The organism is Cupriavidus sp. GW823-FHT07A04 (assembly GCF_058794615.1).
Map to the genome: position 1 here is coordinate 170839 of NZ_JBXAHA010000020.1, position 20682 is coordinate 191520.

The 20682-nt window shown below is 63.3% G+C and carries 15 protein-coding genes and 1 pseudogene; 7 read left to right on the forward strand and 9 right to left on the reverse strand.

Annotated elements, in window-relative coordinates; all coding sequences use genetic code 11:
• The 7 genes from AC1Q7Q_RS30585 to AC1Q7Q_RS30615 all read right to left on the reverse strand — a co-directional run bounded on the left by AC1Q7Q_RS30585 (position 1) and on the right by AC1Q7Q_RS30615 (position 8815).
• Positions 1 to 1287, reverse strand: coding sequence for a TIGR02678 family protein (locus AC1Q7Q_RS30585; protein ID WP_492373196.1), 1287 nt, complete (start codon positions 1285 to 1287; stop codon positions 1 to 3).
• A complete protein-coding gene (locus tag AC1Q7Q_RS30590; protein WP_492373195.1) occupies positions 1284 to 2816 on the reverse strand; it encodes a TIGR02677 family protein in 1533 nt (510 codons plus the stop codon). Before AC1Q7Q_RS30590 ends, AC1Q7Q_RS30585 begins: the two co-directional genes overlap by 4 nt.
• A gap of 361 nt (positions 2817 to 3177) precedes the next feature.
• Positions 3178 to 4332, reverse strand: coding sequence for a hypothetical protein (locus AC1Q7Q_RS30595; protein WP_492373194.1), 1155 nt, complete (start codon positions 4330 to 4332; stop codon positions 3178 to 3180).
• A 438-nt stretch (positions 4333 to 4770) separates the two neighbouring features.
• Entirely contained in the window at positions 4771 to 5571 is an 801-nt protein-coding gene (locus AC1Q7Q_RS30600; RefSeq protein WP_492373193.1) for a hypothetical protein, read from the reverse strand.
• Positions 5572 to 5916: 345 nt separating this feature from the next.
• Positions 5917 to 6660, reverse strand: a complete 744-nt coding sequence (locus AC1Q7Q_RS30605) for a hypothetical protein (protein WP_492373192.1) — start codon at positions 6658 to 6660, stop codon at positions 5917 to 5919.
• 13 nt (positions 6661 to 6673) lie between these two features.
• Positions 6674 to 8251: an AI-2E family transporter gene (locus AC1Q7Q_RS30610; protein WP_492373191.1), complete on the reverse strand. Its 1578-nt coding sequence runs from the start codon at positions 8249 to 8251 to the stop codon at positions 6674 to 6676.
• A 57-nt stretch (positions 8252 to 8308) separates the two neighbouring features.
• Positions 8309 to 8815 carry an SMI1/KNR4 family protein gene (locus tag AC1Q7Q_RS30615; RefSeq protein ID WP_492373190.1) on the reverse strand — a complete coding sequence of 169 codons (507 nt, stop codon included), beginning with the start codon at positions 8813 to 8815 and terminating at the stop codon, positions 8309 to 8311.
• A gap of 226 nt (positions 8816 to 9041) precedes the next feature.
• Here AC1Q7Q_RS30615 and AC1Q7Q_RS30620 point away from each other — a divergent pair, with 226 nt between their 5' ends.
• Entirely contained in the window at positions 9042 to 9803 is a 762-nt protein-coding gene (locus AC1Q7Q_RS30620; RefSeq protein ID WP_492373189.1) for a hypothetical protein, read from the forward strand.
• An 8-nt stretch (positions 9804 to 9811) separates the two neighbouring features.
• On the opposite strand, the gene AC1Q7Q_RS30625 is transcribed toward AC1Q7Q_RS30620, so the two are convergent.
• Positions 9812 to 10888, reverse strand: coding sequence for a helix-turn-helix transcriptional regulator (locus tag AC1Q7Q_RS30625; RefSeq protein WP_492373188.1), 1077 nt, complete (start codon positions 10886 to 10888; stop codon positions 9812 to 9814).
• Positions 10889 to 11102: 214 nt separating this feature from the next.
• Between AC1Q7Q_RS30625 and AC1Q7Q_RS30630 the strand changes: the two genes are divergently transcribed.
• The 3 genes from AC1Q7Q_RS30630 (at position 11103) to AC1Q7Q_RS30640 (ending at position 12761) form a co-directional block, all read left to right on the forward strand.
• Positions 11103 to 11960, forward strand: coding sequence for a DUF6348 family protein (locus AC1Q7Q_RS30630; protein WP_492373187.1), 858 nt, complete (start codon positions 11103 to 11105; stop codon positions 11958 to 11960).
• Between the two features lie 167 nt (positions 11961 to 12127).
• Positions 12128 to 12451, forward strand: coding sequence for a hypothetical protein (locus AC1Q7Q_RS30635; protein ID WP_492373186.1), 324 nt, complete (start codon positions 12128 to 12130; stop codon positions 12449 to 12451).
• Between the two features lie 25 nt (positions 12452 to 12476).
• On the forward strand, positions 12477 to 12761 hold the full coding sequence (locus AC1Q7Q_RS30640; RefSeq protein WP_492373185.1) for a hypothetical protein: 285 nt from the start codon (positions 12477 to 12479) through the stop codon (positions 12759 to 12761).
• Between the two features lie 350 nt (positions 12762 to 13111).
• Here AC1Q7Q_RS30640 and AC1Q7Q_RS30645 read toward each other — a convergent pair whose 3' ends face one another.
• Positions 13112 to 15418, reverse strand: coding sequence for a putative bifunctional diguanylate cyclase/phosphodiesterase (locus tag AC1Q7Q_RS30645; RefSeq protein ID WP_492376751.1), 2307 nt, complete (start codon positions 15416 to 15418; stop codon positions 13112 to 13114).
• A gap of 611 nt (positions 15419 to 16029) precedes the next feature.
• Here AC1Q7Q_RS30645 and AC1Q7Q_RS30650 point away from each other — a divergent pair.
• From AC1Q7Q_RS30650 to AC1Q7Q_RS30660, 3 genes and pseudogenes are all read left to right on the forward strand, one after another.
• A complete protein-coding gene (locus AC1Q7Q_RS30650; RefSeq protein ID WP_492376750.1) occupies positions 16030 to 18576 on the forward strand; it encodes a filamentous hemagglutinin N-terminal domain-containing protein in 2547 nt (848 codons plus the stop codon).
• Entirely contained in the window at positions 18573 to 20387 is a 1815-nt protein-coding gene (locus AC1Q7Q_RS30655) for a ShlB/FhaC/HecB family hemolysin secretion/activation protein (protein ID WP_492387247.1), read from the forward strand. Before AC1Q7Q_RS30650 ends, AC1Q7Q_RS30655 begins: the two co-directional genes overlap by 4 nt.
• Positions 20388 to 20491: 104 nt before the next feature.
• Positions 20492 to 20682, forward strand: a pseudogene (locus AC1Q7Q_RS30660) (peptidyl-prolyl cis-trans isomerase); the annotation flags it as partial.

Sequence of the window (20682 nt, forward strand, 5' to 3'; positions counted from 1 at the left end):
CTAGAACAGGGTGGCGTTGCGGGGATCGGTGTGGGGTGTGTTCGCTTGCGTGTGCACTTGTGCTTCACCGAGCGCAAAACGGGCGATCGCTGGCAGCGCACAGATGTCGTCGCCGTCGCGCGAGATCAGTTGGAGATTATTTAACCGGTCGAGCGCAATCTGCGCCAGTTCGCGCTCGGCGCCTGGCTCGCGCGCGGACTTACGCCAATAGCGGCCATAGCGATCGGTCGCCGCACGCAGGAAAGCGGCGATGGCCCCGGCCGTTGTCGTCGCACCTGCGCCATGTTCCCGGACTTGGGCTGCCAGATGCTCGGCGACGAGCAATGTGACGTGTGCCTCGGTGCCTTCGGCAGGCATCGCGATATCGGTTAGCGCGCCGTCGTCGGTCAGTGCAAGGCCTTCCGCACGCTGTTCGGCAACCAAACCGGTGACTTCGCAGATGCGCGCCGCCATTACCCCGCGCTGGTTGATGAAATATGCCTGGGATTCTGCGTCGAGCGAGTTGGTGTAGATAACAGGGTCATCGAGGAGGCGCCTTGAAAGTGCGTGACGCAGCGCGAGGCGTCGTCCCTCTTCGCTGTCGGCGACATGTTCGGAGACCAGCGAGTGCAACCGCGCCGAGAAATCCAGCGGGGCCTCTCCCGGCGCCCACGTTGAAGGCCCGCGCACGGCAGCCAGCATGCCTGCCAGGGCGCGGCGCTGCACATCGTAGAGCGCGTCGCCGTGTGGGCCTTCTTGTGCGTGGACGAAGCCTTCCTCGTCGCCAGCGACCCGCTGCAGCACGCCGAGTTCCAGTAGACTGCGACAGACGGTGACCAGTTCGCGCCGCTCGGCTGCGCTGCTCAGCGTGAAGACGAAGCCGCTGAGCCGCAGCGCGGGATCGGCTGCAAGTTCCATCACACGGTCGCCGAGCAATTGCAACGTGATTTGCGGGTCGGCACGTTCCAGGACCGCGCAGGCCAGGCTCAGCAGTGCGTAGCGACGACGGTCATAGCCAGGCATGCCACGCGTCGCATCCTGCAGGTCGGCCGGGCGCTTATACAGGCGCGCCCCGTCGCGCTCGACGTGCAGCACCCAGCCGGCTTCGCGAGCGAACCACTCGCGGAGCTTGTCGGCTTGGCGCCGTACGGCCGGGAAGTCGGCATGCGCGGGGTTGAGCAACGGCTGCATCAGCAAGGCGCGCAGCGCGCTGCGAAATTCGTCCTGTTGCTGGCGCGTCTGCAGCTCGCCGATGTGCTGGCTGCTTGGACTACCCGCACCACGCGGGCTCCGGCGGCGCGCGGTCATTCTAACTCCTGGGTGGAGCTGATTGTCAGCCGGTGATCGCGCCCTGAGAACACGCCCGAGGGCGTAGTGATGAGTGCAAGGCTGTCGGCCTCGAGGGGTTCAAGGCAGATTCGCAGTAGCCCGTCGCCGGTTTGCCGTTCGACCGGCTTGTCGGGGCGGGCCTGTTCGCTCAGCGCTTCGCCAAGTAGGTTCAGGAACAGTCCGAACGTCGGCAGATCGAGTTCGCCGAGCTCCGAAAGTAGCGTTGCGCGGCCAGTTGCCAGGTGCTGCCTCGCGGCTTCGACCTGGCGGGACTCTTCTGCAAACTGGACTGCCATCAGAGCGCGTTCTGCGCTGCGGTCCCGCACCTTTGGCAAAGGGCCGCGCGGTGCGGCTTCGCCATATTCGCGCAGTCGTGGGTTGATCTCTAATGGTGGTGCGTCGGCCCAGGGCGTGCTGGCTGGTAAGTCAGCATCATTCAGTGGGTTGAGGGAAAAATGTCGCGCGGGATTGAGCGCGAACGCGGCCCGTGCGAGACGGTGGGCGTCGTCGTCGTTGTCGCAGGAGGCAAACCACCCGGCAAGCGTACGGAAGTCGGCCGAGCGGTCGCTACGACCGCTGCGGCGCTCGTTGAGCGCGGCGATTGCTCCAAGTAATTGCGGAATCGCAGCACGCGCCCGGGCCCGCAGCAGTTCGGCCTGTGGCGGCTCCTGACCAGTGGAAAGGAACCAGCCACGCAGGCCTTTCCAGCGTTCGAGCCAGGCTCGCCAGCGGCGTGCACGCTCTTCGGCGAGTTCGAGTTCGTCGCCTGGCGCAGCGTCGCGTGCTTCACGCTCCGCCACCTGCTGCAGCGCCAGGTTAATGCGTGGTCCCAGGGCTAGCAGCAGCCGCGCGATTGTGTCCGAACGCCGCACCAAGTCGCCCATGAAGCGTTCAAGATAGTCGATCAGACGCCGCTTGTAGGAGGCCACGGCAGTCGCTTCGGCGCGTTGCAGTTCGATGCTGCGAGCGATCCCGGCCATGAACGCCTGGGCATTGTCGGCCAGGTTCTCGAAGACGAGAACGAGATCGCGCAGGATTTCGTGGACCTTGGCGACATCGGCGTCGCTGGTGTCGCCGTTGCCATCGAGCAGTGCTTGCAGCGCGGCGAGCCGGCTGGCGATATCCTCAAGCGCCACAGTTTGCAATTCGGCGCGGCGCTGCAAGCTATGGGCGAATACCACGAGGGCAGCTTCGACCGCCTCCCCGCCGAGTGAGAGCCGGTACAAAAAGCGCGCGCGGTAGAAATCGTTGAGGCTGGCCACCCGAGCGGTATCCGGCTGCGATTGCAAATTGCCCCAGGCGGTGAGTTGCGCCAGCGCGAGGTTGACGTCTTCAATGCGGGGTGTACCGTCCGGCCATTCGGCCTCCGCCAGTACTTCATCAGGGCGCAATTGCAAGCGGTACTGCCGCTTTGCGGCGGCGAAGACGCTCATGATGGCGCGATAGAGCAAAGCCTTCTCGGCGCTTACGTGCCGGAACAAATCGGCAGAATCGCTTGAGGTTGACACTTGGCCGCCTCCTACGGTGGATGCTGCGTTGGGAGCAAGACGGTGGTCCAGATTTGCAATGGTATGCCAATTTGTGGCGAATGGGGCGCAAATAAGTCGGCTTGCATCCGCTTTTCATGTGGCAGAGTGGCCGCAGCACAGATCGGTAATGTTGCATCTCCGGTAAGGCGTGTGCTGAATTTGGAGGGGAGGTCGGACTTATCCTACGCATCAAGAGCCCAGGGAGGCCTCTTGTTGGCGCGTCTAAATGGCAGGGCTAGAACAGTCTGCAGCCATGGAAAATGCCTAAGCCTCCGCCAACTGATCTCCAGGCAGCCTTTGCTTAGCGTTTGGCGAGGCGCAGGGCCTCGCCCCAACTATTTCACTTGCCCGAAGTCGGCTCGATCTCGCGGAAAAGCCTTTCTGCTGCAAGCCGAGCGGCAGCGTCCTGCTCCGGGCTGATCGGATCCAACTTCACCCCGTCCTGTCCCCCAACGTACGCTGGCCCGCCAACATCGTCGTCGTATGGGGAGCCATGCTCGTCGATGGCGTAATAGTCGTCTTTGGTCAGGTCGGTTCCGAATAATTCCGCGAGGTATATCCAGGTCCAGCAGCGCTGCAAATCGCCGTGGTCATACTCCTCGATCAATTGTCGCATCGCCTCAGTGTCACCGGATTCGGCCGCTTTGGTGAGCCACTTCCTTGCGTCGTCCTGTCTACCGAGGCGCTCGGCGATTTCGGCGACGAAGGCGGGGTCCGCATTGACCTCTGCGCTTTCTTGCTCGAAGAAGGCCGGATCATCAAACTGCTCGGCCAACTCGAGCATGGCGTCCCGCTGCCCCAGCCGTGCCGCCTCGCGAAGGTGGCGAGCGTATTTCCCTTCTTTGGCGAGACGCGCGGCTTCCGCATCCGCCCACTCCTTTTCCACGCCAGTCAAGATCAGTCCCTTTTGGGCTTGGGAGTACCAGTAGCCGCGGCCAACCTCCCGATCCTCATCCTCGTCGTCGGGAGCGTGGAGCAGTGCCAGTGCATAGTGGGCCAGAGCACGTCCTTTCGCTGCATGCGTTTCCAGTCCGTCGAGCAGGATGGGAAATGCCAAATCGTCAGGCTCCGCCCAGCGATCAGCGCGATCGTAGTTACGCTCATCTAATCCGTCGTCTTCTGGATCGTCTTGAACCGCAGGATAGCCGTCATGCCTTGCCAGCTCGCCGCGCAGTACATTCACCAATGCCGCGATGCGAATGGCTCCGATGTGGTGCAAGGCCAAGAAGGCCGGCAGGGCGAGGCTGACAGCGTTCGCAACTTCTGGCTGGTATCCGAGCTGCGCGCAGCGATGTCGGATGTCGGCGTCATCGATACGCGTCGTTCGCGTGGATAGGTGGCGCTCAGTGAAAACGGCCGCAGCATTGAATGCGGCATAGGAGCGAAAACCAAACGTGGCCGCCAGCAACTCGTAGATGTGCGTTCTCTTGACCTGGGTGCCTGTGCTGGCAAGGAGATGCTGCTGCGCGGAGTGCGCGAGTTCATTGATTGTCATGACAAAACTTTCCTCAACGCCACGCCGAATACGGGTCAGGCGCACACGTTTAAGTCCCCGACGACGAGGCTTAAAGAGAAGTTCTTCAGTGACAGTGGAGCAACGCCTTTTTTTACTCGTGTGCAAGTAAGGTGGGCACCTGTGGCGGCATTGTAACCTCGGCAATCGGCTCGGTCCAATCTTGAGCCACTCTACCGCTCAAGATACCCCGATGCCTCACAAATTCACCTCGGATGCGACGCCGTCTTCGACGGCCACTTCACGCTGTTAAAGTAGTTAGGCCGGCCATCCATCCACACCAAACAACGCTGCAAACGCCCGATCTCGAGCGGTCTGGCTGGTGTGGCCAGCCAGCGGCAGCGAGCGGCGAACGATGCTTGAGGCGCCCATCGCCGCACAGCGATGTCTCACGGCCCGGCAGTACGGCGGCCTTCCGTGTTACCGCGCGCCGTCGCGATCGCCACGCTCAGACGGCTTGTTTCCCTTCACCAGTTCCGCACCCACGCCAATCATGACGCCGCCGGTCCCAACCGTCGTGGAGATTGCCGTCTCGGTGATGGTCTTCGAGACGGCTCGCGTGTAGGCGTCAACCTGCACGCCAGCGCGGACGTGTGCCTGGACGGTCTGAGGCATCTGGATGGCCCGGGACGTTGAGGTGAGCGATTGCCTGAACAGATTTTGCAGTCCCGACCGAATCGACGCGATCAGCAGAGCCAGCAGTGGGACGGAGAGCAGCATGATGGATAGCTTGAACAGTCCAAGCTTCATGGGGTCTCGAGCGGCCTTTGCGGCGTAGAGGATGCTGAATGCCGCGTATGCGATCAGCACCGGCAGTCCGAGGAATCCTTGCAGCCCTACCGCGCGCAGAACTGGCGCAGGGAAGAGTAGTACGTACAACAGCACACTGGCTATGGCTAGCGGCAGTAGCTGGACGATGGACGCAAGCGTTTTGGCGATGTTGAAGAGCACCCAGAGCACAACCAGGATGCCCAGCGGCGGAAACAGGGCCGCGGCAACGGTGAGCGCGAGCGAGATCACGATGTTGCCGGCAATCTCCGCCCAGTGTCCTTCGGACACGATGTAATACAGCATGCAGAGTATCGCGGCTGCGGCAACCGTCAGGAGAAAGAGCACCGGCTCGTCATAACTGTGGGGGACGAGCGCGTTGCGCAGCATGAGCAGCCCCGCGAATATCGACAGGTACACGAAGAATCTCAGGATTTGGCTGGCTGCCGACATGGACTCGGTTTCCTCTACTTTTTTATCTGGCAATGCGGCGCCGCTATCGCGTGACGCGCTTGTTTTTTTGGTTCTTGCGACTTCTGCATCAACGCTGGTTTGCTCCCCTCTCCCATGAAATGGGAGAGGGGCCGGGGGAGAGGGTGGGCGCTCGCTCAACGTGATGCGCCTCGCGCTTGCGCAGGCCCGCCCTCTCCCCCAACCCCTCTCCCGCCATGCGGGAGAGGGGAGCTACGGCAGTGCTGGATTTAGCCCAGCGATGCATCGACCCACACAAACGTCGGATGAACCGTTTTTTGCAACCGGGGGACGCACCGCCCGATCCGGTGCCACACCTTCAGTGACTTACCTGGCGCCGAAGTGCAGCGCCAGCTGCAGCGCAATCGATAGCACGCTCAGGCTCAGCGCGGCCGCGATGGCATAGCGGGTGCGCTTTGTGCCCTGCAGCTGCTCCGCACGGAGCTTGGCGAGTTGTGTCTGCGCGGCCTGGGCGAGTTGGCCTTCCATGCCTTGGAGCAGTGCCTGGTTCGCCGATTCCATCTTGGCTTCGGCGGCTTCCACGCGTTGCACGCAGCCGATGAGCTTGAGGGCTTGTTCCTGGGACACGCCCTTGGCTTGCAGCAGGCCTTCGTTTGCGGCGTTGATCGCGGTTTGCTGCTGCGCGAGTTCGTCCTGCTGGGCGCGGATCTGCTTGTTCTGCTCGGCAAGCGCGGTGGCTTGCTGGCGCAGTTGTGATTGCTGCTCTAGCAGCACCTGCTGCTGGTCGCTGAGCACCTTGGAGATGGCAGTATTGACGGCCAGCAGTTCCGCGGATCGCTGGGTCAGGCTGCCAATGGATTGGCTAAGGTCAAGGCTGGCATCCTGGATCTTGTCGTCGAGGTCGTTCCACCAGTTGCTGACAAAATTGCTGCTGGACTTCTCGCGGCGCAGGCGGGCGAGGCGATTGCCGTCGCCTTCGGTGGCGTTCTTGGCGTCTGCCATGCGGGAGACCAGTTCTTGGATCTTGCCGGAACTAAAAATATGCTCTGGCAGCTCCACCGAGGAGAATGCGTGAACGATCTGTAGATCCTGCTTGCCTGCGTAACTCATGCTGCTGTCCGTTTTAGAGATGGTTCAGGAATGCGTCGATTTGCTGTTGACGGTGTTCGATGCTGGCAACGCCTTCGTGGCTGCGGCGAACCTGCTCGCGCGTCTGGGCATTGGTGTGCTCCAGGCTGGCGAGGGTGAGGGCGCTCGTCTGTCCTGCCTGGCCATAGGCCGCGCCGATGTCGGCGTAGCCCTGCATGGCTTGGGCGTACTGTTCGACATTGCGCAGGGAGGCGTCACACAGGGCGCGCAGTTCTTCCGCGAACCCGGCGCGGCGTTGTGCGTCGGCCATGAGTTCGTCCAGCAGCTTCTCGTCGCGTGCCTGCCGGTCAAATGCGCTGTCGATCTGATAGGCGAGGTAGGCGGACAGCAGGCCACTGACAATGCCCACCAGCACGGGGGACACCACATCGGCAAATGGCTTGAGGAAGGGAATGGTGAGCATGAAGGCTGACACACTTTCTTCAAGCAGCACGCCGACCGTGGTGGCGACGACGGTGGCAAGGATCTTCAGCGCCGCCTGCATGGCCTCGCGCGGCGTCATGTGTGCGGGCCGCATGGCGATGAGCTTGAACGCGCGATAGAGGCCGAGCAGTACCTCGCGCAAGGCGGTGACGATGCGTTTGGCCGTGGTGATGAACGAGTTGATCAGGAACGTGAGCAGATTGCTCATGAAGCCGCTGACGCCGCCGCCAAGCAGTTGCCCCATGGCATCTGGCAGCTTGGCCGCCACGGTTTGGATGACGCGGCCAAGGCGCTCGCGAATGTCCTGGAAGAGCGTTTTTCCTGCCTCCACGCCCCGTTTGATCAGGACCTTGAACTCATTGAACAGGCCGTTGACCAGTTCGGTGAGCAGCAGCCCTAGCGCCTGGCGCACGGCCATGCGCGCGGCTTGGTCCAGGCCCGTGGTCAGGAGCTCGCCCGTTTGCTTTTTGAGCAGGCTGGTGTCGATGGTGGCGTTGATCTTGTCGGAGGCCGTGCGGTAGGCCTCGTCCATGCGCTTGGGATCCACCTCGTAGTGCTCGGCGTTGGTTTTGTCGTCCTGGCCGGCTTTATTGGCGCGGGCCCATTCCTGGGCATCCTTGTCGCTCTTCGATCGGTTCAGGCTGGCGTCGGTGCCGACAAGGTTGGCGTCGTCGTTCAGGAGCGTCTTGATCTTGTCGACGCTGGCAGTGCCGTCCTTGACTTCGCCAAGCGCAAGGTGCGCGCGGGGATCGGTGGCAACGGCCTTGAGCGGAACGACATGGTCCAGGTCGAAGTCTTCACTGAGCGGCTTGCCGGTGTAGCCATCGATGCCGCTTTGCGCCGCGCTGTCGCGCTTGCGTTGCCAGTCGGTGGTGCTTGCCGCGTAGCTGGCGCGGTCGAACTCGTCGGCGCTTTGCCGGAAGCGCGCGTATCGCGCCTGGTCGTCGTCCGTTGCGGTGGTGCCTTGGGCGAAGTTGTGAGCGGTGGTGACGTTGCCGCCGGTCTTGTCCTGGAACATCGCCGTGGACAAGCCAAAGGGGCCGATGATCTGGGCAAGCACATGCTGCTGGCAATCGTCGAATAGGGTTTGAAGCCGTTGCTCACGCAGCTGCGTTGCGGATTCTCTCATTGCTTGCTCTTGCTTCTCTTGGTTGGGCTTGGTTGGACTTGGCTGTGGTTCGCTTGCTTAGCGCTGGCGCTCGGTGAATTGCGAGAACCATTGCCCGAAGCTGTCCGCAATGCGCTCTCTCTTGGGGGCGTCGTGCCACAGGGCGATGACCTGGCCGTACTGGCCGCCGGTATCCGGGTCCAGGTCCAGGCAGAGGTGATCGCCGGCGCCGTTGTAGGTGAAGGGGATCCATTTTGGCGACCACCACAGTGGCTTCACCCCGGGATCCGGCCTTGCGGTCATTTGCGCGAACTCGCCGCTGGCCCAGAGTTCGTGCCACACCGTCCATTCACGCAGCACGCGTGTGGTGGATAGGAATTCGGCGCCGTCGAAGAGCCATTCGGCGTGGCGATCCTGGCCGTCGTGCACCAGCAGGCATTGCACGTAGTCATCGGGCAAGGACACGCCGAGCTCGCGCTCAAGGTCTGCCACCCGTTCGGCCGATGCGGGTGGGTTGAGTCCTGCCAGACGGTCCGGGTGGTGTGCTGTCAGCCGGGCTATCAGGCGTTGCCATTGCGTGTTCATCTTGGATTCCAGTGATGCGCGTTGCCGTGTGATGCGTTCGCCAATTCCAGATCGGCCATTCCTCGGATAACTTTAGGGAAATCTTGGATCTTTTTTCTTGGGCAGCCGATTGAGGTTGCATGGCATTCCACTGCATGACAGGAGTGAATATTGGAGGCGATACCGGACAGCGAATTGTCCGGTGCGGGCAGCAGACTTGCGGCTACCGATACACAGGAGCCTGCAAATGCATCAGAACGACCCCCTCGACATGACCATCGTGACCATCGGCCACGACGTGCTGACCCCGATCAAGCCGCTGCGGGTTGCGATTCAGCGGTGGGGTTTCTCGGCGGAGGAGGTGCAGGGCGTGATCATGGATTGCCCGACGTTTGCGGGTGCCCTGGAATGGATGCAGGCCGGGCATGCCGGCGCGCGCGCCGACGTGGTTGTCCACCTGGTTGACGCTGCGCGCCTGACCGGCGCTAACGGGGGCGCGACGTGGAATGCCATGGGGCCGGTGCAGGCGATGAGGAAGGCGCGCAACACGGGCAGCCTTGAGATTGCGCTTGTGCTCGGTGCTGCCAGCCAGCTGCCGGCCGTTCGTGCGGGCAGCTGGATCCTCGCTGGCTCGCGCAGCCTGGCGAGTGCGCTGGGCATTCTCTTGCGCTCGACGCTGGATCCGGCCGCGCTGCTGGCTGCGGGCAGCGAGCCGCTCAGGTGGCTGCGGGAGCTGGCATCGCTGGATACCACCTGCTTGCTGCTGCAGCAAACCGACCCCGCGCCCGAGCGCCTGGCCGGCAAGATCGAAGAGGATCTGGTCGCTTTGATCGGTGGAGGATACGCGGCGCCCTCCTGGATCTCCATTGCGGGCCCGAGCGCGGCCATTGCCGCGCTGCGCCAGCGCACCGGGGTCATCGCCCGGCGCTTGATGTACTCCGCGCGCCCTTTCGAAAAGGCGAGCGCGGATCTGGTGGTTGCGTTTCCCTGGCCGGATCTGATGCGCTAGGGCTTCCCTTACGTGACCGACCCCAGGGACGATGGCTGCGTGGACGCTGGCCCGGCGGTGTTGTCATCGTCATCGTCATCGTTGCAGCCGTCGTCGGCGTACCTCGAAGCGGCTTCCCTGAGGAGCTTGCCGATCTCGCGCCGGACACTTGCCGGGGCAATGACCTCCACAAACGGCGAGCGCTCCAGCAGCAGGTTGTTCAGCGCGATCGACGGCGCAACGGTGGCGGTCAGGACAAAGCCGCCCTCCTCCTCGGTGATGCACTGATCGTCGGAGAGCCGCACGGATCGGAACTGGCTTGGGACGGACCCACGCTCGCGCACGCGCAGAACGAGTGGCTCGGGCGTGCTGGCGAACCACTCCAGCGCCTTCTCCTCCTTGATAAAGGCCTGCAGGTCGAACCCGTGCTCGCGCTTGAGCACGAAGCCGCGGTTCTCTACCGCAAGCATGCGGTCGAGCCGCATCAACCATGGCGAGCCCTGCTTGCCGCTGGAGCGCCGGTGCTTGACCACCAGGTACCAGAACGAGCCTTTCTCGACGATGGCATAGGGCAGCACCTCGTATTCCTTGGGCTGCGTGATCTCCCTGGCCGCCACCTGGTAGCGCACGAATAGCGTCTGGTCCAGGTACAGCGCGGCCCAGATGGTCTCGAAGATCTGTTCGTCGACTGTTGGCGGGATCAAGGGGTAGCCGGCGTCCAGGCGCGCGGTCTTGCCCATCCACGCCAGCGCGCTTTCCGAGCGGCTGTCGATGGGGTTCGCGCGGAGCACGCGCGCAGCACCTTCAAAGTATCCTTCGAGGTCGCCGATGACACTGTTGGGAAGGTGGTGTCGCGCAAGCTGACGCAGCTTGAGCAGCGCCAGCGAAAGATCGATTGATGGCCGGACGGCAGCTGCCGGCCCGTTTGCCAGCAGTCTCCACTGTCTTGCGGAACCATTGCCTTCACCCGCCAGGTAGTTCTGTTCTTCCAGTGCGGCGAAGGCACGGCGAACGTCCTTTTCCTGGTCCCCTGACATCCCCAGCTTTGCCATGACTGCGTGCTTGAGTTCGGGAGACTTCCATGCATCGCGACGCTGCGAAGCCATGATGTCCAGGACGGCGCGTTGTACTTCGGCGGGAGTCGGCATTTGGGTGAGGCATGAGTTTTGTTATCGCCGGTATCGTATTCGGACCGGACAAGCGTTGTCCAGCCGTACGTCCGCACGCTGATCGAGCCCAGCCTATGCCGGCTACGGCATAAACCTGTAAACTCGGCGCGGATCGATCCCAAAGCCTATTACCAAGCAGCACAGTATTCAGATGACATCGGAATCCAACTACACGCCACGGATCCACCCGGGCAATCCCGGCACGACCTCTGTGTTCTCCATTGCCTCTACCCGCAACGACGAAAGCCGGGCGGAGAACATCGACCTGACGAGCTTGCTCCAGGACGTGCTGATGGCCGAGAGCCAGCCGGTGTCCCGTCATGGAGCCTGGCTGCAGACCGCCGAGGGCCTGTGGCTGCTTCCGCGGTTGGTGAGATGGCATCTGCACGAGAACGGCATGGGGCAGTCATCGACTACCATCCAGGTCTGCCATGAACGGCTCGTACCCGATGGGTGCTTCGAGTTCCAGCATGCGGCCAGCGATAACGACGCGGCAACTGCCATGCGCAATGGCTTTACGCAATGGGCCAGGACCGACGCCGTGGCGCTGCGCGAGGGCACCCGCGCCGAAGTCACCGAGTGCATGTCGATGACGATGGAGTTCCCTGGCGAGGCGGGCCACCGGGCGTTGCGTCGCCGCGTGGTGTTTGGCCCAGCCTCGCATTACATGGCGAAGCCGCATGCGCAGCCGTCATGCCCGGCCGCCGCCCGCGAGGCGAGCGAGCAGGATAGCGAGAGTGAGAGCGAGAGCGATGCGCACGACTTCTGCCCATGCTGCTTGCTGACGAACTCGATTGACGCCTTTCGTCCCTTGCTTGAGGCATCCGAGTTCGCCGCCATCCGCCTGTACGCCGCGCGCGATGCCGAGGGCGAGATCCAGGCGGATTGCCGTGTCAACGGCGAAGACTATCCGGCAGGCCAGCTGGCTTTGATGGACTACGTGAAGACCTGGCCGGAGATGGGATTTGAATTCCGCAAGCAGCTTGTGGTGGTGCGCAACCTGGACTGAAAGAGCGATAGGGCGATTGGGTGGCAGCTGCCACCGCTCTTGCCGCCGCGCGTTTGCCAGCGCTGTGGCCGGTCCCTGCGCAGCTGGCTTGGTTAGGAACGGCGGACACAAACACGCTGACCTTGAAAACGTTGGTTGGCGTGCCTCACGCTGACAAAGGAAATGCAATGCCACGATCTACGTCCGACCCGGTCACCACGGGCCGTGCTCTGCTTGGCGTCGGATCGCTGCTGATCTTGATGGTAGGTGTGCTGCTCCTGGTGTTGCGGATCGCACAGCAGAACTACATCATGGCCCTTGGCGTGGTCTGGGTGGCCAACGGCCTGACCATGATCCTGCATGCGCTGTACTGGTGGCGCTATGGCTTGTCCAGGCGCTGGAAGGTGGCGGTGGTCCTCCAGGGCTTGCTGACGATCGCGCCGCTGCTCCTCGGGGAGTACGGGCTGGTCTTGATCTTCTTCATGCTGGGCGGGGCGATCCGCTTCTGGTAGCGCCAGCATTTACCGAGATGTCAGAATGGGTATTGAATACAAGATCGTCGTTGACCTGCCGTCAGAAGACATCGCCGAGAAAATCCTTGGCCGCGCGGGCGGCGGGGCAGGCCAGAAGGGTTCCTCCGGCTTTGATTTCCGGTCGCCGGGGAATTCGGGCCAAATGCCCGATGCCATCGCCAGCGTGGAGCCCTACGGATTCTATTTTTGCAGTTTCTCGGGAATCAATGGCCTGAGTGCCGAAGTGCTTGGCTTCATCGTTGCCGCTGCCGCCGCATACGGAAAGGTGCTTGTGGAGGATCTTGAGTAACGCGGCTGCCGGAAGCAATACGCTGATTTGCTCCCCTCTCCCATGAAATGGGAGAGGGGCCGGGGGAGAGGGCGGGCGCACGCTCAACGTGATGCGCCTCGCTTTTGCGCAGGCCCGCCCTCTCCCCCAACCCCTCCCGTCATGCGGGAGAGGGGAGCCACGGCGGCGCTGGATTTAGCCCAGCGATGCATCAGCCCACACGAAAAGGTGTATTGATCCGTTAGAAAGTTTGGAGCTTCGGACTTTGTGTGAGTACGGCATACGGGTGCGAGTGGCCAGCAGCAATACGCTGGTTTGCTCCCCTCTCCCATGAAATGGGAGAGGGGCGTTACGGTAGCGCCGGATTTTCCCTACTTTGCGTCCGCCGCCGAGCCAAGCTCGCCTAGCCGGCGTGCAAATTCCGCAGGCTCCACGGGCCGGCAGAATAGAAAGCCCTGCTGTCTTTCACAGCCTAAGGAACGTAGATAGGCTGCCTGTTCCGGGGTTTCCACGCCCTCCGCCGTTACGCTCATGCCGAGCGAGTGCGCCATCGCGACGACAGCGTGGGTAATCGCGGTGGAGTCGCGATTGTCTGGCAGCCCGGCGACGAATGATCGATCGATCTTGAGGTTATGAAGCGGGAAGCGCTTCAGATAGGATAGCGACGAGTATCCCGTGCCGAAGTCGTCGACGGAAATCCTCACGCCGGTACGGGTCAGCGATGTCAGCGCCGGCATCACCGTTTCGCTATCCATCATCAAGAGCCCCTCGGTGATTTCCAACTCCAGCGCACTGGGATCGAGCCCCGCGCGCGTGAGGCAGCCCTGGACCATCTGCGCCAACCCTGCGTTGATCTGGCGCGGGGACAGGTTCACCGCCATTGAAAGATCCGGTGCGATGGTGCGTCGCCATTCTGCTGCTTGCGCGCATGCCCGCTCCAGCACCCACTGGCCAATGGCTACGATCATGCCTGTCTCTTCCGCGACCGGAATGAACTCCTCCGGCGAGACGTGACCGAGTTCGGCGCTGTGCCATCGCAGGAGGGCTTCCGCGCCAACCGCGCTTGTGCTCTGGCTTTCCACGATGGGCTGGTAGACGACACTGAGCTCGCCCGCGGTCAGCGCGCGCCGCAAGGATTGCTCCACGGCAAAGCGGCGCTGCATGCGTAAGTTAAGCGACGCCGTAAAGAACTGGAAGCTGTTGCGCCCCAGTTGCTTGGCGTAGTACATGGCGGAATCCGCATTGCGCAGCAGCGTTGCGGCGTCACGGCCGTCTTCTGGAAACAGGCTGATGCCGATCGAAGCGCCAATAAAATAGGCGTTCTCGCCGACCGTGAACGGCAGTGCAATGGACTCGAGAAGCTGCGCGGACAGCGCGGCGATCTCTTCGGTGCTGCGATAGCCGCGTATCACGATCACAAATTCATCGCCGCCCACGCGTGCGAGCGTGTCGTCCTCTCGTACACATCCGCTCAGCCGCTGGGCGACGCTGCGCAACAGGGCGTCGCCGGTTTCATGCCCGGCCGAGTCGTTGACCAGCTTGAAGCCGTCCAGGTCGACGTAGACGATGGCAACGCGCAGCGGGTCTTGTCCGTCGTTGTCGCCGGGCGCGAGTATTTCGGTCATCCGGTCGGCAAGATAACTGCGATTGAATAGTCCCGTCAGGGAGTCTCGCGTCGCGAGATACTTCAAGCGCTGGGTGGCGTCGCGTACCGGCCCGATATCCACAAAGGAGACCAGCAGGGAACCCGGTGCCGTCTCGCCGGGCTTGATGATCGGGACCACATTCTCGCTGATCCAGATGATCTCGCCATTGGTCAGTTCGTGCCCGATCACCTCGCCAAGAACCGGTTGCCCCGTCGCTATCACGCGGGACGTTGGCCGGTCCGAGAACGCGATCGGCGATCCGTCGTCATGAAACGACCGCGCCACGTTGCCGTAGATATTGCTGCCAACCAGCGACGTCGCCGAGCGTAGCATGCGCTGCGCACTTGGGTTGCATGCCAACACGATACCGCTTGGCGTTAGCACGAGGATGCCTTCGCTCAGGAGATCGACAACGAAGCGGTGATGCTCTTCGCTCTGCGCAAGCCGTTGCGCAATCGCATCCTGATGCACGGCAAGGCCCACGCTCTGCCCGATGTTGTGCAGGATCGTCTCTTCCTTGGCGGTCGGTCGCCGCGGGACGCGATAGTAGACCGCAAACGCCCCGAGCACCTTCCCCGCATCGTCCAGGAACGGAATCGACCAGCAGGCGCGCAGCCCGATCGGCAACGCAAGCTGCCGATAATCGTCCCACAAGGGATCTGTCGCGATATCCTCCACCACCACCATGCGCCGCTCGAACATGGCCGTGCCACATGAGCCGGCACCGGGGCCGATCTGGAGCCCGTCGATCGCCGCGCTGAACGCGTCGGGCAACGAGGGCGCCGCGCCGAATTTCGCGTGCGTGCCATCGCCATCGAGCAGGAGGATGGAACATGACGGCCCTTCGCCAAGCATCGTCTCGGCGCGGCGGCATACCTCGGCGAGCAGCGCCGGAAGCGGCATATTGCGCGTGATCAGCCGCAGTACCGTTTGCTCGAATGCCAGCATCTCGTCGGCCAGGTCGGAGGGAGGGCGACTGGTTGGGAGCGATGCGGCATCGCCGGAATCGGCTGGCACCGGGCTTTCTTTCATGGCTGCGCTCCCTGTTTGAGCCTAGCGGGTGGCAACATTCTACGAACATTGGCGCGTTCTTGCGACCAAAACTGCTGCCTCGGTGAAGTCGTTGTCATCGGCTGCCGCTAGCCTCAATACGCGAGCTGTCTTCCTTTGCCCGCATCCCTCTCGTCATCGGCCCCCCCAGCGCTCCGCCCTCCCTACGTAGGGTGATGCCTCGCGGTCGGGGCGCCGTTATAAACAACTGCCCTTCTTCCTTTTGCCTCTTCAGGAGCGATCACTGCCCCTGCGGAAAGCGCGGTTGAGACCATGAGTTCAGTTTCACTAACACCTGATTAAAGCATGGCCGTTGTTGCGGACACAATTGTTGAATTTTTGTTAAATCCTTTGACTGATGCGTTCGCCGAGCCATCGGAAGCGAATAAACGCCGGAAGATTGGGAAATTTCCCAAATTTTTTACGATGGCACTCTGCTAATGTCGCGTCAAAATTCAGCGCGACAGAATCGGCAGCATCGTGGCGGCGTTTCCTTGTTGAGCATGGGAATCGCCTTACGCATCGTCTTATCCAATTTCGTTCGCGCGCACTTTGAGAATGGGAGAGGTCCTGTGCGGCGTGGCGAGACTGGGATGGAGCAGCAAAAGACGACGGTCACCGCAATGGCGGCGCACGGCCTGCGGCTTTCCGCTCTGGCCTGGGGGGCGCTCCTGCTCACCGGCACTTGCCTTGCCGCAGGCGTGGTGCCCGATGGCGGCAACAGCGCGCCCACGGTCACGGTGGGGGCCAATGGCCGCATCACCGTTGGCATCACCAATGCGGTTGGCGGCGTTTCCACCAACACCTACCGGGACTTCAACGTCCCGCGCGCCGGCGTCGATCTTGATAACCGCGCGGCGCTGGCCCGCACCATCCTGAATCAGGTCACGAGTACCAATCCGTCATTGCTTGAAGGGCCGTTGAATGTGCTGGGAAACCGCGCCAATGTCATTGTGGCCAATCCCAACGGGATCACCGTAAATGGCATGACGGTGCATAACATTGGCAATCTTGCGCTGACTACCGGGCAGGTGTCGTTCAACAATCTCACCGTCGCCAACGGCCAGCTACAGCGCAATGTTGTCCTCACTACCAGCCAGGGCACCATTGATATCGGCCCCGGCGGTCTGTCAGGCACTTTGCAGAACCTGGAACTCGTAGCCAAGCAAATCCGGGTGGGCGGTAGGGTCGAGAATCTTTATGGGGATGCCAACGCAAGCATCCGTGCCGTGGCGGGGACCGGCAGCGCCGAGATCGATACAAGCCTGTCTCCGACGGACAACGATCCGGAAAGAAAGCACCCGTGGGTGAAATACACCGCGCCCGCGGTGAACCCAGGCCAGGGCATCGCGCTGGACATCACGGCCGCGGGTAGCCTGAGTTCAGGGCGGATCGCACTGTTGGTGACCGACCAAGGCGCCGGGGTGCGCCATGCCGGCTCGGCCTACGCCATCGCCGGCGATTTCGCGGTCTCCGGCACCGGTGATCTGCAACTCGCCTCCGGCAAGATCCAAGCGCTGCAGGATGTGGTGATTGGCACTGGCGGCATGCTTGGCACAGGCAACCTGGATGCCGGCCGGCATCTGCAAGTCACCTCCGACCGCATTGACCTGCATGCCACCACGCTGGCAGCCGGCACCCACGCAACGGGGGATCTGGTGATGGGCGCGGCAGGCCAGGCACACAGCGAACCCATCAGGCTGACCGGCTCGGTGCTGAGCGCCAGCGGCGGTATCGGGCTTCTGGACGCTGGCGCGGGCATTGCGCTTGCCGGCACGCAGGCCTCGGCCGCGGGCAACCTCGTCATTGCGACATCGCGGCTCCAGACCACGCAGGCTGACACGCGCACGGCACTGACTTCGCGCAATGGCTCGCTGAGCATCCAGGCAGATACGGCGGCGCTGTCCGGTACCGATGTCGACGGCGTCGCCGGCACTGGTATCCAGGTGCGCGATCTTGCGTTGCAGGGCACCGCCATACGCGCCTCCGGCGCCGCCGTGGCCATCGATGCCACCGGCAGCTATGTCCAGCGTGACAGCAGCGTGCTGGCCGCGACCGATGTGCGGCTGCATGCGGGGTCGGTGCTGCTTGACTCGGCCGCCGCGCAATCGACGCTGGTGGCCACCCAGGGTGGCGTGCTGCTGCAGTCCGACCGCGAGCTGACCAGCCAGGGCGCGCTGATCCAGGGGCAATCGCGCATCGTGGGGCAAGCGCAGTCCGCCGGCGCCGTGACCGTGCTGACGGGCGGCACCGTGCTCAATACCTCCACCCCGGACTATCTTGGGATCTTCTTCGGTGCGGGCGACGATGTCACGGTCCGGGCCGGGGGCGATGTCATCAACCGCTATGGCCGCATGCTGTCGAACGGCTACCTTGCCGTGACGGCCGGCGGCGACCTGCGCAACGAGATCACCAAGCAGGCCGGTGCCAATGGCGAGCAGCCAAGCTACCAGACCGGCAGCGGCCAGCGCTGGCTGGTGCTGACCAAGACCAGCGCGCGCTTTGACGTGGACTATGGCCAGGTTGACCGGCCGGCGCAGATTGCCTATCTGCTCTCGGACAAGGGCACCACGCTCACCGGGCGCAACGTCATCAACACCGGCGGGGAAATCTATGCCAACAACGGCGACATCAAGGTGCGCGCGGCTGACACGTTCCGCACCGAAGGGATCACCAGGGGCGCCGCGCATTATTCCCGCAGCTGCATGATCATCTGCCGCACCTCGGCGTCATCGACCACCACCGTGACGGGTGGCCTGTTGTCCGCCGGTGGCCATATCGACATTCAGGCGGGCAAGCTGGCCGCGAACGTAGGTGGGCGCGTGCTGGCGCTGGGTGACTTGACGGTCAATGCGCCGCTGACCTACGCCGCTGGTGTGACCGGCTACTCGGCGATCGCGCGCGACCGGGGCTTCAAGGCCTTCTTTGGCGACACCTGGGCCAGGCTCTACGCCACGGACATCGGCGGCAGCTGGATGGCGGCGGGCCGCACGCGCATCAGCGGCGACACCGTAGCGGATGGGGGCAGTTTCGAGGGTGACGTGGCCATTGCGGGCACCACCATGGTGAAGCGGCCGCGCCAGCGCGTTCCCGTCACCGTCGAGAACCATCTCGGTTTCACTTCCTGGGTGTGGCAATGATGCGGCGCGCTACCCCGCTCCGATTCCGGCTCCGGCTGTCCATGACGGCCCTGGCGATCCTGTCTGCCGGTTCCGTGCAGGCTCAGGTACCGCCAATGCCGTTGCCATCGGCGGCGCCATTGCCCCAACTCACGCCGGAAGATCCGGCACAGCGCCTGTTGCGCGAGCAGCGCCAGCGCGACCTGGAGCGTGAGGCCACCCAGCCACCGGCCCGGATCGAGAGCCAGCAGGTTCTGCCACCCGACACACCCATCGAGGCGGTGCCCGAGACATCGGCCACGTTCGAGATCCAACGTATCCAGGTGATCGGCAATACCGTGCTGTCGGATGCCGAGATCAGCGCCATCACGGCCCCCTTCGTTGGCAAGTCGTTGGGGACCAATCGCATCAACCTGTTGCTGCGGCGCTTTACCGAAGCCTTTGTGGCGCGGGGGTTTATCACCACGCGTGCTTATCTGGGCGAGCAGAATCTTGCCTCCGGCGTGCTGATGGTCACGGTTGTGCCGGGCACGGTCGAATCGATCCGCCTCAACGGGCGCGCCATCCGCCTGCGCGGCGGCGATGGTAGCGTCGATGGCAAAGATAGCGGATGGCTCGATACCGTGGGCGGCGGGCTGCTGACAGACGCTGGCACGGGCTGGCAATTCCCCGCGCCGGGCGACACCTTGCGCCTGCAGGATCTGGAGCAAGGGGTTGACCAGGTCAACCGCCTGCGCCGCAACCGGGCCGAGCTGCAGATACTGCCGGGGCAGACGCCGGGCAGCTCGGTGGTGGCGCTGGCTAACCAGCCCGGTGACCGTTTTCGCTTCAATGCCGGCGTCGACAACTATGGCAGCCGGACCACGGGCATCTCGCGCACGCGGCTGGGCATCGATGCCGACAACGCACTGGGCTTGCAGGAGGCGGTCTCCGCCAGCTATGTGGGCACGCGCGATACCAATGCGGCCGTGCTCTCGGCGGCGGCGCCGTTCGGCTACAACACCTTCAGCTATACCGGCTCGATATCCGAGTACCAGACCGCCATTGGCGATACCGCGCTGCTGTACGGCCGCACCTTTGGCCACACGCTGGGCTGGAACCGGGTCCTTACCCGCGACCGGAGCGGGCGGCAGGCTTTCGACCTGACCCTCACCTATCGCAAGAGCGAGCGCGAGATCAACAACCTGGAGCTGGATCCCCAGCGGCTCACCGTGCTGCGCGCGGCCTGGAGCGGATTGCGGCGCTTTGCCGCCAACGACCAGCAGGGCTATGCCACGGCCGAGGCGGGCGTCTCGCGCGGGTTGCGGCTGATCAATGCCACCCGCGACCCCGCCGACATCCGCTCTGACGAAGCGCATGCGCAGTTCACCAAGCTCGATGCCAATGCGAGCCTGCAACTGCCGTTGCCGCGGGCATTCGACGCCCTGCTGGCCTGGCGTGCGCAGCTCGTCGCGCAGTGGGCCAACGTGGCGCTGTTCGGCTCCGAGCAGATCTACGCGGGCGGCGTCAGCACCGTGCGCGGCTTCCGCGAAGGCGCCATCGCTGGTGACCGTGGCGCGTATCTGCGCAACGAGATGGTGTGGGCCAACGCGCCGGCGCTGGCCGGCATCCGCATGGAGCCGTACCTGTTCCTGGACGGCGGCCAGACCCAATCGGTCGCAACCCGTGACTGGCAATCGGTGGCTGGCACCGGCGCCGGCATTCGTCTCTCGGCCCAGTGGGCCAAGCAAACATTCACCAGTGAGCTGCTGGTTGGCGTGCCGCTCGCGCAGCCCAGCTACCTGGGCACAAAGGCGCCGCTTTTTTTGGCCACGCTCAACTGGACCTATTGAGCTGTGCCGATGTGCTGGGCTTGAAGCGGCCCGTCAGAACGCAGAACGCAGAACGCAGAACTCCGATACCCGATACCCGATACCCGATGTCAAAGGAAACCAACATGCAATCGCAGATCTTTCGCCTTATCGCCACCACCGCATTGGCTTTCAGCCTGCAGCCTGTCCTTGCCGCTTCGGTCAACGGCGTGGCAATCCCCGATGACCAGATCACCCGTGCCATGCAGCAGGCACAACTCCCCGACAACGACGCAACACGCAACGCCATCAAGCAGCAGCTGATCGCGCGCGAGCT

Excerpts from the sequence above, each read along its gene's own strand:
- AC1Q7Q_RS30585 (WP_492373196.1), bottom strand. The coding sequence starts at position 1,287 with ATGACCGCGCGCCGCCGGAGCCCGCGTGGTGCGGGTAGTCCAAGCAGC.
- AC1Q7Q_RS30595 (WP_492373194.1), bottom strand. The coding sequence starts at position 4,332 with ATGACAATCAATGAACTCGCGCACTCCGCGCAGCAGCATCTCCTTGCC.
- AC1Q7Q_RS30600 (WP_492373193.1), bottom strand. The coding sequence starts at position 5,571 with ATGTCGGCAGCCAGCCAAATCCTGAGATTCTTCGTGTACCTGTCGATA.
- AC1Q7Q_RS30605 (WP_492373192.1), bottom strand. The coding sequence starts at position 6,660 with ATGAGTTACGCAGGCAAGCAGGATCTACAGATCGTTCACGCATTCTCC.
- AC1Q7Q_RS30610 (WP_492373191.1), bottom strand. The coding sequence starts at position 8,251 with ATGAGAGAATCCGCAACGCAGCTGCGTGAGCAACGGCTTCAAACCCTA.
- AC1Q7Q_RS30615 (WP_492373190.1), bottom strand. The coding sequence starts at position 8,815 with ATGAACACGCAATGGCAACGCCTGATAGCCCGGCTGACAGCACACCAC.
- AC1Q7Q_RS30620 (WP_492373189.1), top strand. The coding sequence starts at position 9,042 with ATGCATCAGAACGACCCCCTCGACATGACCATCGTGACCATCGGCCAC.
- AC1Q7Q_RS30625 (WP_492373188.1), bottom strand. The coding sequence starts at position 10,888 with ATGGCTTCGCAGCGTCGCGATGCATGGAAGTCTCCCGAACTCAAGCAC.
- AC1Q7Q_RS30630 (WP_492373187.1), top strand. The coding sequence starts at position 11,103 with ATGACATCGGAATCCAACTACACGCCACGGATCCACCCGGGCAATCCC.
- AC1Q7Q_RS30635 (WP_492373186.1), top strand. The coding sequence starts at position 12,128 with ATGCCACGATCTACGTCCGACCCGGTCACCACGGGCCGTGCTCTGCTT.
- AC1Q7Q_RS30640 (WP_492373185.1), top strand. The coding sequence starts at position 12,477 with ATGGGTATTGAATACAAGATCGTCGTTGACCTGCCGTCAGAAGACATC.
- AC1Q7Q_RS30645 (WP_492376751.1), bottom strand. The coding sequence starts at position 15,418 with ATGAAAGAAAGCCCGGTGCCAGCCGATTCCGGCGATGCCGCATCGCTC.
- AC1Q7Q_RS30650 (WP_492376750.1), top strand. The coding sequence starts at position 16,030 with ATGGAGCAGCAAAAGACGACGGTCACCGCAATGGCGGCGCACGGCCTG.
- AC1Q7Q_RS30655 (WP_492387247.1), top strand. The coding sequence starts at position 18,573 with ATGATGCGGCGCGCTACCCCGCTCCGATTCCGGCTCCGGCTGTCCATG.